This window comes from Vibrio sp. WZ-1 (assembly GCF_052037695.1).
Classification (GTDB): Bacteria; Pseudomonadota; Gammaproteobacteria; order Enterobacterales; family Vibrionaceae; genus Vibrio.
Genome location: NZ_JBQEQR010000074.1, coordinates 232,688 through 243,488, shown reverse-complemented (window position 1 = coordinate 243,488; position 10,801 = coordinate 232,688). Strand labels below are relative to the sequence as shown.

The 10,801-nt window shown below is 41.4% G+C and carries 8 protein-coding genes; 6 read left to right on the top strand and 2 right to left on the bottom strand.

Annotated features, from left to right (window positions below):
• A partial coding sequence (locus ACTS60_RS11230) for a DUF5062 family protein (protein WP_440886765.1) occupies positions 1 to 168 on the top strand: 168 nt, incomplete at its 5' end.
• Between the two features lie 55 nt (positions 169 to 223).
• Here the strand turns inward: ACTS60_RS11230 and ACTS60_RS11225 are convergent.
• A complete protein-coding gene (locus ACTS60_RS11225; RefSeq protein ID WP_440888295.1) occupies positions 224 to 649 on the bottom strand; it encodes a YybH family protein in 426 nt (141 codons plus the stop codon).
• Between the two features lie 189 nt (positions 650 to 838).
• On the opposite strand from ACTS60_RS11225, the gene ACTS60_RS11220 reads away from it, so the two are divergent.
• Together ACTS60_RS11220 and ACTS60_RS11215 are read left to right on the top strand one after the other, a co-directional pair.
• Positions 839 to 1,177 (top strand): winged helix-turn-helix transcriptional regulator, encoded by a 339-nt coding sequence (locus tag ACTS60_RS11220; RefSeq protein ID WP_440888294.1) that lies wholly within the window; start codon positions 839 to 841, stop codon positions 1,175 to 1,177.
• A gap of 166 nt (positions 1,178 to 1,343) precedes the next feature.
• Positions 1,344 to 1,838 carry a YcxB family protein gene (locus tag ACTS60_RS11215; RefSeq protein ID WP_440888293.1) on the top strand — a complete coding sequence of 165 codons (495 nt, stop codon included), beginning with the start codon at positions 1,344 to 1,346 and terminating at the stop codon, positions 1,836 to 1,838.
• Positions 1,839 to 1,915: 77 nt separating this feature from the next.
• Here the strand turns inward: ACTS60_RS11215 and ACTS60_RS11210 are convergent, their stop codons facing one another.
• The gene (locus tag ACTS60_RS11210) at positions 1,916 to 2,068 is read right to left on the bottom strand and encodes a hypothetical protein (RefSeq protein WP_440888292.1); all 153 of its coding nucleotides are present in this window, start codon (positions 2,066 to 2,068) and stop codon (positions 1,916 to 1,918) included.
• Positions 2,069 to 2,723: 655 nt separating this feature from the next.
• Between ACTS60_RS11210 and ltrA the strand changes: the two genes are divergently transcribed.
• The 3 genes from ltrA (at position 2,724) to ACTS60_RS11195 (ending at position 10,564) form a co-directional block, all read left to right on the top strand.
• The gene (ltrA, locus tag ACTS60_RS11205; protein ID WP_440888291.1) at positions 2,724 to 4,196 is read left to right on the top strand and encodes a group II intron reverse transcriptase/maturase; all 1,473 of its coding nucleotides are present in this window, start codon (positions 2,724 to 2,726) and stop codon (positions 4,194 to 4,196) included.
• Positions 4,197 to 4,599: 403 nt separating this feature from the next.
• Entirely contained in the window at positions 4,600 to 8,697 is a 4,098-nt protein-coding gene (locus tag ACTS60_RS11200; protein WP_440888290.1) for an HTH domain-containing protein, read from the top strand.
• Positions 8,690 to 10,564 (top strand): hypothetical protein, encoded by a 1,875-nt coding sequence (locus ACTS60_RS11195; protein WP_440888289.1) that lies wholly within the window; start codon positions 8,690 to 8,692, stop codon positions 10,562 to 10,564. Before ACTS60_RS11200 ends, ACTS60_RS11195 begins: the two co-directional genes overlap by 8 nt.
• The last annotated feature ends 237 nt before the right edge of the window (positions 10,565 to 10,801 follow it).

Genomic DNA, 10,801 nt, shown 5'->3' with positions numbered 1-10,801 from the left:
CTTCCTCAGTCACCACAACCTTTAAGAGTAAAAGCGATTTACCTATTCTTGGTCGATGCTAAACAGATCACGCCACTACCTGACAGCAAGCTAGACGGCGCAAATATCAAACACCGATTGGCACTTTGGATTCACAGTGCGTTGCCAGATAATGACCCTCTAAAATAAGAATTATCATGAAGTTATAAGGCGAGCCAATTGGTTCGCCTTTTCGTTTTTGGTGTTAGTAGCCGTTGGGGTTGTCGATAACATAGACCCAGCCACCATCTACATAATGCATGACCTCTAATGCCGTTCCTTGGATGTTTTGACCTTGCAAAGCATTCGATATTTCCCAATCAGAGCGCACCATGGCAACGTCTCCGTTAATATGGATAGAAACGCTTTTGGTTAGCATGTCGACATCGCCTTTCATATAACCTTTCAATACCTGCTTAATTGCTTCTCTGCCCTTGGCTTGGTTACCTTCTTTGTCTAAAACAAACACGGCATCTTGGTGAAAAAGCGAACCTAATCCTTCCAGATCTTTATTCGCGAAATACTGGCCAAACAACGAATGTACCTCAGAGGGTGTTTGTGGTTTTGAATACAGAGCCTCAGCATGTAAACCAAGGGAGATAAAATAGATAAACAGTAAAATGTAACGCATAACTTCATCCTTTTGATATTGGCTTAGGCCTCAGTTGAGCCTCCGCCTTGTTGTGCTTTCACAATAGATAAGTCGGTTACGATTTAAAATTAGCTTCCCAAAAGTAACTAGTTACTCCTAGGTAACTATTGGTTTGTGATGCCGCGTTTGATTACACTGACGTAGCAGAGAATGAATTAGAGAAGAGCGATGTCGACAAAAGTAAATCATCAAGTACAGCCAGATGGCTATTGCAGTGTAGATAAATATTTAACCTTGATATCGACAAAGTGGACAGCACACATCGTATGGTTGCTCGGGCAACAAGAAGAGATGCGATTCGGTCAAATTCGCAAGCAGTTAGCGTTGGTATCCAGCAAAGTACTGACTGAGCGCTTAAAGCTGTTATCCGAACATGGGTTTGTGTGGCGAACACAACAAGACACCATTCCTGTGACAGTGAACTACGGATTAACCCCAAAAGGCAAAGAGTTTGCTAGCGTCGTGGAGCTCATTGTCCAAAAAGCTGATGACTGGGATGCAGATTAGGTATTTCGTCGACGGCGGGAGGCTTCCTGTTGGAGTAACTCGGTATTATTGATTTACAAAACAGAATCAAAATGACTAAAGATAAGCCCCAATAAGCGCTACAATGCCACCGTTGCGAGAGCGCAACCAAGAATACTCATTTACAGAAACCTTAAAGTAACCATACATGTCTAAAGATTTCGAATTCACCACAGAATACATACTCGACAAGCCTTTCTTTGCTGAGTGCTATGACCAAACGAGTCAGCCAACTAAGTTCCCGCATGCGTACCTGAAAGGGTTGATCTTTCTAATTTTTGGTGTGGTCTTATTGGAGTTCGAACTGTTACCTAACGGTTATGTCGGTTGGTTCTTTATTGTATTGAGTGTGATTGAAGCGTGCAGCGTTTACTTCAAAAGAACCTGGTGGTTATGGCGTCAAACCATCAGCTCAAGCCGTGGTAGCAAAGTGGTATTTGAAGTGAATGCAGACGGCGTGCGCTACAAAAGCGGTAAAATCGATCGCAGCCTCGCTTGGAATGAAATTGACCAATTAGAACAAACCGATTTGGGCCTTATCCTTCATCTTGGTAAACAACGCCAATACATCAGCAAATCTTGCTTAAACGAAGAAGTCATCGCGTTTATGGTAGAGCAGCACGCCGCATCAAAAGTGAGCTAACAGGTTTTATCAAACTAAAGGCGAATCGAAAGGTTCGCCTTTTTAGATCTACGGATTTTAATATGTACGTCTTAGCTCTAATTCAGGCTCAAAATCTGAACCACTACACTCGGTGTTTCAGTTCGGTCATTCCAGCGATGATAAGCGAGACTTGGAATCTCAGAAAGCGTGCTGTGGAGTGAGTGTTTAAACTGAACCTCACAGCATGTGGTTAGTAGATTCTGAATCATGCTCGTTCCTCGCGGTTCAGAATGACGAGATCAAAACAACTGACTAACGATGCTTGTACTTTAAACTTGTTTTTGCCCGTGCGACCTGAAGTCGTATGAAGCGTTGTTCACCGCTTTATGAGTGAACCCTCTGTATCACCAGATGAGCCTATGAGCCTGAATAAAGCAGCGGCTCAGACAATGTAACGAAGAGCGGGAATATCCCGTTCGGGATTTGAATCGTGAGAAGAAGATCCTCCTGATAACCACAAATCGGGTGAGTGCTAGGTAGTCAGTATGATGAACGTAAGTGAATCCATTTAAGGTGCGTTATACGATGAAGCAGCGGAAGTGGTTATTACGCTGTAGCCAAAAAGGCAATGGGAGTCGGAAAGAGATTGGGCAATGCTCTTTCGTGATCGATACGCTCCCCGCACTAGAGTGGGCATCTAACCTGACATTTTACGTAACGTACGGAACAGGGTAAGCCTGTATCACTCCCTAAGGGAAAGCCTTTGTGGCCGATAGTGATGCAGGTAGAGGAGGTCGGAAAAAGCGAAAGTTGCATTGTAATGATGCAGATACAGGCTCATGCCTGATCACGAAAGTGAGCCCACTTCCGACTGGTCTCCCTTTGCGAGAGAATTTGAAGAACTTTATTTAAGGAGAAAAGCAAATGATGATCTCGAAAGAGATTAGTGCATCTTCTGACGGTGCTCAGTGGCAGTCTATTGACTGGAAATCCGCTGAAGCGCACGTATTAAAGCTTCAAATGCGTATCGCAAAAGCAACGAGAGAAAAGAAATACGGTAAGGTGAAATCCTTACAGTGGCTCTTGACTCATTCTCGCTCTGCTAAATTTTTGGCAGTTAAGCGAGTCTCTCAAAACAAAGGCAGTAAAACGCCTGGAATAGATGGTGTCATCTGGAACACAGATGCACGCCGTATGAAAGCGGTTAATCAACTGAGTCGCAAGACTGACAAAGCAAAACCACTCAAACGGATCTACATCCCTAAAAAGAATGGCAAACTCAGACCTCTAGGTATTCCGTGTATGATAGATAGAGCGCAACAAGCGCTCCACCTGCTTGCACTAGAGCCTGTTTCTGAAACACTAGCCGACCTCAATAGTTATGGTTTCAGACCAAACCGCAGCACCGCTGATGCCATTAGTCAGTGCTTTATATGTTTGGCACAGAAGAAATCAGCAAAATGGGTTCTTGAGGGCGATATTAAAGCTTGCTTCGATAAAATCGGGCATCAATGGCTTATGGAAAATATCACCGTAGATAAACGTATGTTAGAGCAATGGCTGAAGTCTGGCTTTGTGGATAAAGGCCTGTTCTACGACACCGATGAGGGTACACCACAAGGAGGGATAATATCTCCAACCTTGATGCTAATGACCCTTGCAGGACTAGAGCAACGCGTAAAATCCACAGCACTGAGAAAAGGAGCTAAAGCCAATTTCATTGGTTACGCTGATGATTTCGTGGTCACTTGCTCTTCAAAGGAAGTGCTAGTGAGCGATATCAAACCGTTGATTGCTGACTTTCTGGCTGAAAGAGGGTTAACCCTATCCGAAGAGAAAACGAAGATTACTCATATTGATGATGGTTTTGACTTTCTGGGCTTCAACCATAGGAAGTACAAAGGGAAATTGCTCATTAAACCGAGCAAGTTCAACACACTGTTATTTTTGAGAAATTTACGTGAGCTTATCAAAAAGCACGCAACTATCCCCGTTAATGATCTTATCAAACTGATAAATCCAAAACTCAGAGGATGGGCGAATTACTACCGCCACTGCGTTGCTAAACAAGTATTCGGGTATGTAGACCACAAACTATTCCAAGCACTATGGCACTGGGCAGTTAGACGTCATCCAACCAAGTCTAAAGACTGGGTTGTTCATAAGTATTTTCTCAATCGAAAAGGCCAATGGCAATTTCATGGTTGGCAGAAAATCATGAACATGGATTGTCAGTTCAATCTGTTCCAAATTGCGAAAGTGCCAATAGAACGACACGTGAAAATCCGAAGTGCCGCAATCCCTTATGACCCCGACTATCAAGAATACTTGGCTAAGCGGAAGTCAAAAAGACAAGCACGTAACTCTTGGATTGAACCTGTTCCAACTGCTTTGTGAGTTGCTGGGTATCAAACGATGCCTTAGTGGAGGCTTGAGCCCAGTGCAGTGAAAGTTGCACGCTGGGTTCTTAGGGAGACGGCACTTGGTAACAAGTGTCGTCCACCCGACCAAACCTGCTTAGTGCAAAAATCTAGACTCGTTACTGTTGTCATTGGTTGACCTACTTTTAGTAATGGTTAAGTATGTCTCTAGTTTACTATGGTGTGTTAGGTAGAAAGTGCCTGTATTTTGTGGGTTTGATTATCAAAGTTGTTTGTCTAACGTTAGGTTATCGGTTTAACTGATTGAAAAATTAAGCAAAGTGAAATGAGACGGACAAGTTCTGGCAGACACTGTCTGTCTGAGAATCCTCCGGTCGTTTGACAAAGAAATTCCATCTTCAGAGAGAGTTTAGAACACCATGAATATTGATTGGGGTGTTGTGCGGAAAAACATAAAGTTTTTAGTTGTGCTGTTCAGACCTTCATTAGCGAAAGCGCTGAGTCTACCGTTGTTGTTGGCTGGTATTGGTATCCTGAATCCTCCTTTATGGCTAGATATTTTAAATTGGTTTTTGAGCCACCAGAAAGTTCTTCCAGAATATAGTGGGCCAATATCAACTCCAATGTTTATAACCGGGTGGGTTTTAATTGGGTTAAGCCTATTGATTTATTTGATTGAGGTGTGGCTTCAAATTAAATCAATGCGCCAGGACAGTGAAAAGAAGCTACTGGATACTGTTAAAGATCATCCCAAACAAACAGCAGATTTGATAGTTGATAAAATGAGGGGTTCCGGTTTTGGAGCCCAGCATCTTCAAGATGAAAGGATAGAAGAGCTTTCAAGCGAAATTACCTTTCTGCGATTTTTCGGTTCTTTTCCTAAGGAAGAAAAAGCGACTGCTTTAGCAGAAAGCATTATTGATGGAGAGTTGTCCGGTGGCACTCCCCAAGTAAAAGCTAGGGCGTTAGCGATAGTTGCAAGATACTTGTGCATAGGAGAAAAGGCCGATCTAGCAAAAAAATGGTTATCACACTCTAAAAAATTGTGTCAAACAGAGGAGGCGGCCATAGCACAGGCCTTTGTTGATGCTACAGGGGCTAACAAAATAGATGCGGCATCTGGTTTGCTTATGGTCAACAGTCCTTCAAATTATGCTGCTTTTTTTATGATTAAAAAAACAGTGGAAGGAAATGAAGCTGCTTTGAGCTGGTTTGAAAGTGCAGGATTAAGCCTTCACGATATAGATAATGATGGAAAAGTCGTTTTGCTCTCGGTTTTGTTGACAGAGCATCAATGGGAAAAGGCTTTAGATGTAGTTCAAAAGATAGATGGCGAATCTTTATCTATTTCACCAGCACTGGCACAGCTTTCTGCGTTTACGTTCTTGGTAAATGCAATTAAGGCAGTTGAGCTCCGTGAGAGTGTCTTGACTTATATCCCCTTAGCAGCAGATCGCTTTCCGTTGGCAGATGATTCTGAATCTATACTACTTAGAAATCGAGCTGTCGAGCTATTCAAAGTTTGCTCGGTTCATGCACGACATCTGGGAGCTGAAGATGTAACGAATATCTCAGATAAGTATGTGCTGTGGTTACAACTTAGAAACCGTGAAACTCACGAACAGGCAATTACTGAGCTTAAGAGCTACTTCGTTAATTACAATCAAAAAACGCTTGAGTATTTGCCATTGGCATTTTCTTTTGGAGTTGATATCGATTTTGAGTCTATTGAAAATGAGGTAAATAGACAGACCGCTATAAGTGCCGAGAATAACGCAACTCTTGGTTTAGCGCGGTTTGTATTGGCGCAGACACAAAAGCCAATATCGGCAGCAGTGGATTATATCAGGTGCCATAGAAATCAAATGGAAAGGAGCGTTAACTCCATCGCAATTAGTATGCTAGAAATAGAGGTATTAGCTAAGTCTGGGCTGGTCGATGATGCACAACAACTTTTACAGAAGGTTGAGGATTCAGGCGCACCTGATGTCGAAATTAGGCATTTGCAAAACATCGTAGAGTCAGCCAAGGGCGCAGACCTTGTCGCATTAGCAATAAGCCAATATCAACAAAGTAAAACTACAAGTGATCTTGCTCATTTGGTTAATTTGTTAGAAAGGAACAATCGAGGGGACAGATACTACTTATATTGCCAGGAGCTTTTTGACCGCACTGGTCAGGAATCTGATGCTATCAGAGTCTGTAATACCGCTTCTTCGCTTGGGAAGTTTTCTGAGCTTCATCAATTTCTGTCAGATAGGACGGATCTCGTCAAGAGAAGCGAGGTGCTACAAGCTCACTGGGCTTGGTGTCTATTTAGAAAGGGGGACTTAAGTGGTACTCATGAACAGATTGCTCGGTTAAAGCAGTCAAAATCACAACTACCTGATCTTAAATCGCTAGAAATTAACTTGTCTATTTTCAGCGGTGATTGGGAATCGCTCAGCATTTTTGTGGAGGATAGTTGGAATAGCAGGGAGGAGCTAAACGCGAATGACCTCTTACAGGCTGCCCATTTAGCAAAAGCAACTTCTCCAGGGCGAGCAAAGCAAATACTTGAGTTCTGTACAGGAAAATATCGGGATGATCCTCAAGTGTTTGCATCATCATATTTCATTGCTACGACAATGGGCTCAGAGGACAATCAAGAAACATCGGCATGGCTCAATAAGGCAATAGTTCTCTCTAATGAAAATGGCCCATTACACAAGGCCTCTTTCGAAGACCTAAAAGATATGATATCCGAGTCTAGGGATAAGAATGAAAGGGTCTATAAAGCCTATTTTGATGGTGATGCCCCCATTTTTACAGTAACGGAACTATTGAACAGAACTATGTCTGATTTCTATCTGCTCCAGCCCTTAGAGAATAAAAATACGAAAGATATAAGGCGGAAAAGTGTAGTCCCGGTATTTCATGGTGCGAGGTCGGATCAGGTTATTGTTGGTGAGATAGTTGCTGTCGATGCTTCCAGTACTTTGGTGATGGAGAATTTGGGGATACTAAACCAGCTGTTTGATTGTTTTCAGAAAATCATTATCCCGCATTCTTTTATGCGATGGCTTTTTGAAGAGAAGCAGAAGGTTGCTTTTCATCAGCCTAGTCAAATTGAAAAGGCAAAGTATTTTGAACGGCTGGTTTCTGATGGCAAAATTTCTGTTTTTCACCCGAAGAAAATTAATAATCCTGAGCTGGCACTAGATGTAGGTGAAGAGCTTGCGTTTATGCTTGAGGAGGTGCGTGAGAATCCTGCGAATGAGGTGCAATCAGTAGTAGTGTGTTCCTACCCTGTGTATAAGGTCGGAGGCACTTTTAGGGAGGTAGAAGCTGACCTTTCTTCATTTCATTATTGTCTGACTTCATGCTCTCTATTAGTCAAAAAACTCAAAGAACTAGCCGTAATCACTGAATCTCAGTGTACCAAAGCCTTAAGTTATCTTAACCAACATGAAAAAGAGTGGCCTGTCGAAATTGAAGTGGCCAGTGGCGCACGGTTATTTTTAGATTCACTGTCAATTACCTATCTGATTACTGTTGATATGCTTGATAGACTTAGCGATGCCGGATTTGAAGTGTATGTATTTAAGGGAGAGCGTGATAGGTATAGATCGTTGATAAGCTACAGTTCAATTATCGAACAGGAAGATTCGAAAATAGAAAATATAAGGAAATTATTTTTGAATGGGCTTACCTCTGGGAAAGTCATGCTTGCGGAAATGCCTTTAAATAAAGACCAAGTAGCAGCTTCTAATAACAATTATGCGAAGCCAACCGAAGGGCTCTTTGAGGCCCTAAAAATATGCGACTCAGCTTTGATAGATGACCGGTTTATGAATAAGCATCGAGATATAGCATTTGATGGAAGAACCGCACCTATTTATACATCGTTAGATTTTATTGAGACACTACACTATAAGGGACTTATATCTCAAGAACAGAAGTTTGAAGCAAGGACATTACTCCGGGAGTTTGGATTGGCGTTTGTTGGCATTTCCAACGAAGAGCTTGAATATCACCTAAATCACTCAGTAGTGTCAGATGGTGAGTTTAAGCCAACTAAACAGCTAAGAATGATAAGAGAAAATCTGTTTTTGATCAGGATTAGTGGTTTGGTTCAACTCCCAAGAGATGCCCAGTGGCTCCATGAAACGATGAAGACGATTGCAAAAGCAATAAGAACTCAGTGGTCCGATGATATTCTTCCCGAAGTAAGTCGTGCTAGATCATGCTGGTTGTATGATCTTATGGGATATAGGGAATGGGCCCAATCTCATAAAATAAGGGGAAATGAAGGAATGGCCTATATAGGCGAGGCTTTGACGGTTCATTCTGTTCTGATGCCGCCGGAGCATTTGTCAGACAAGCAAAAGAATAGCTATAAAGCATGGTTGGATGAGTTTGTTTTGGAGCCCTTGAAGGACAATGACGCGTGGAGTTTTAAGTATGTAATTGATTTGATGAAGCAGCAAATTGAAAGTATCGCTAATAATCCAATGGAGATAGCTCAGGATGAATAACTCGGACTCTATGCGTGCTTATATTGTTTCTCACACCCTCAATTTATTCCCAAGTTCGGTTAGGTTGGAGCTACTATCGGATACCAAATTGTGCGAAGAGCTAGGGTTACAAACAGATGCGACTATTAGTTTTGGTGATAAAGAGTATGCCTTTGCTAGAAGCGCTCTTTTTAAGGCTATTCGCAGTGTTTTTGATAATATCGAGGAGGAATTTTCATTGGAAGATACTAATCATAATATGTGGTTGTTACGTAATCTTCCCGATGAACGTTCAGGCTTTTCTCTAACCAAAGGGGATGTGCAGATTGTTAATGATAGTTTTTGGCCACTTTTGGGAGATATCGACAGACGGTTAAGCATATTTGAAACAGTTGCGAAAAATCGTAGGCTCTCGAAAGAGGACATTGAATATTGGAGAACTAAGCTTTCGGCGGAAGCTGTTAGTGATGATGATGTATCTGACTTGTTACTTGATTTGGATTTATCTCCAATCCGCATTAAGAAGTTACTAAAGAGTGAGTTTCAAAGACCGTCAAATAGCGCATCGACACTGGTTCCGAATGATATTCGTTATTATGAACGACTTGTCGGGAAGTATCGTGGCAGTAAAAATATTGAGGAGTTTTGTAATAATGAGTTTAAGAAATATTTCGACAGTAGAATAGAAAATGGACTGATTGATAATGAGCTATTGATTTGTATGCATAAATCAATATCAAGAGTTGTTTCAACAGGGATCGTTGACGAAGCTTTGTATCAATCTCTCGCAAAGAGGGCAATTGAAACCTGTCATCCAATACTTTTGGTTTCTTGCCTTGAAATCGGTGCTTTGAAATTTGCCAATTCATTGGATACTACTATTAAGGCTCTTTTCGAGAGTATTTCATCTGTAAAAACACTGGAAAATCTACGCCTTTTTTGCTCTATGACTGTTTTTGTTGATGGAGAACTGGCGCGACTACAGATATTCAAAAATAAGCCACCATTCTACAGGCGCCTCGCTTCTCTTGCCCAGTCAGCCTTAATTGTTGAAGCTGCATTGGAAGAAAGTGTTGCCTTTGACAAAGTAGAACAATGGGCTGCTCAACAGAGGGGGCTTTATTTTTGCTGTCAAAGTTTTATTGATCTAATGGAAGAACCAAGATGGTTACCAACATATTTAACAGCAGAACAATTCATTAATGAGCTATATGGTCGGATAAATATAGCATGTCAAAATGCTGCTAAAAGTGACGCGATTAAGTTTTTACAAGAAGAGATTATGAGTGGTTCAAAATTCAATATGAATTGTTTTTTACCTGGACCATTGGAAGGTAACTTTGTTCCAGATGAGGTTCCTAGTGAAATATCTAATTTGCTGGCTGAGCAAGTGAATTGTGAGGTTTCATTAGCATCGTTCAGAGTTTTAATGAACTCTGCACTTTTCTGGAAAATTGATGAAAAACATTTAGAATCTACAGTATCACTATTAGAAAGTGCACAGCATAAATTAGCCGAAGCAAACGACAAGGACTCAGTTTACCAGGTACTTAATGGTTTGGCACAAGTTGCTTGTATGACTCGAAGTGAAAAGATTGCTTCATCAGTTATGATCTTAAGCCGACTATATCGTGATTATATTGATGTAGATTCTGAGCCAGAAAACTATCTTTCGCTAGGTTTAGTTGCAGCTGCTGCCTTTGAGGATAAAAATGACTGGGCTGAATTTATAGGGCAATGGTGTACAGAATTGGCGTATCTGTCAATTAGTGACGACGCTATATTTAGAATAGAGGTAATGCTAAAAAAGCTTTGTATCCTAGAGCCTTATTTATATCATACCTGTTCCAAAGCCCTAGACGTATTTAAGATGCTGAGTAGAAAGTAATTATTATTGCTAGCGGAAATTTTGAGATCAAAGTGATGTTCGCCAGCTAAAATTTTTTGCGAGCCTCAATTCGCGTGTTTATTGTGAGTTTCACAAAGAGTTTTGGGGTGTAGTTAAAACGAGGGGGTCAAAAGGTTTATTATCTGCACCACAATGACCGGAAATAAAGCTAAGCGACTTTCCATACCTGTAGTTGTCGGTAATTTGTTAAATTAGTAAAGTTACTAGCAAACTTCT

What these genes read in the sequence shown, in the direction of transcription:
- ACTS60_RS11200 (WP_440888290.1), top strand. Translation starts at nt 4,600, where the DNA reads ATGAATATTGATTGGGGTGTTGTGCGGAAAAACATAAAGTTTTTAGTT.
- ACTS60_RS11215 (WP_440888293.1), top strand. Translation starts at nt 1,344, where the DNA reads ATGTCTAAAGATTTCGAATTCACCACAGAATACATACTCGACAAGCCT.
- ltrA (WP_440888291.1), top strand. Translation starts at nt 2,724, where the DNA reads ATGATGATCTCGAAAGAGATTAGTGCATCTTCTGACGGTGCTCAGTGG.
- ACTS60_RS11225 (WP_440888295.1), bottom strand. Translation starts at nt 649, where the DNA reads ATGCGTTACATTTTACTGTTTATCTATTTTATCTCCCTTGGTTTACAT.
- ACTS60_RS11220 (WP_440888294.1), top strand. Translation starts at nt 839, where the DNA reads ATGTCGACAAAAGTAAATCATCAAGTACAGCCAGATGGCTATTGCAGT.
- ACTS60_RS11195 (WP_440888289.1), top strand. Translation starts at nt 8,690, where the DNA reads ATGAATAACTCGGACTCTATGCGTGCTTATATTGTTTCTCACACCCTC.
- ACTS60_RS11210 (WP_440888292.1), bottom strand. Translation starts at nt 2,068, where the DNA reads ATGATTCAGAATCTACTAACCACATGCTGTGAGGTTCAGTTTAAACAC.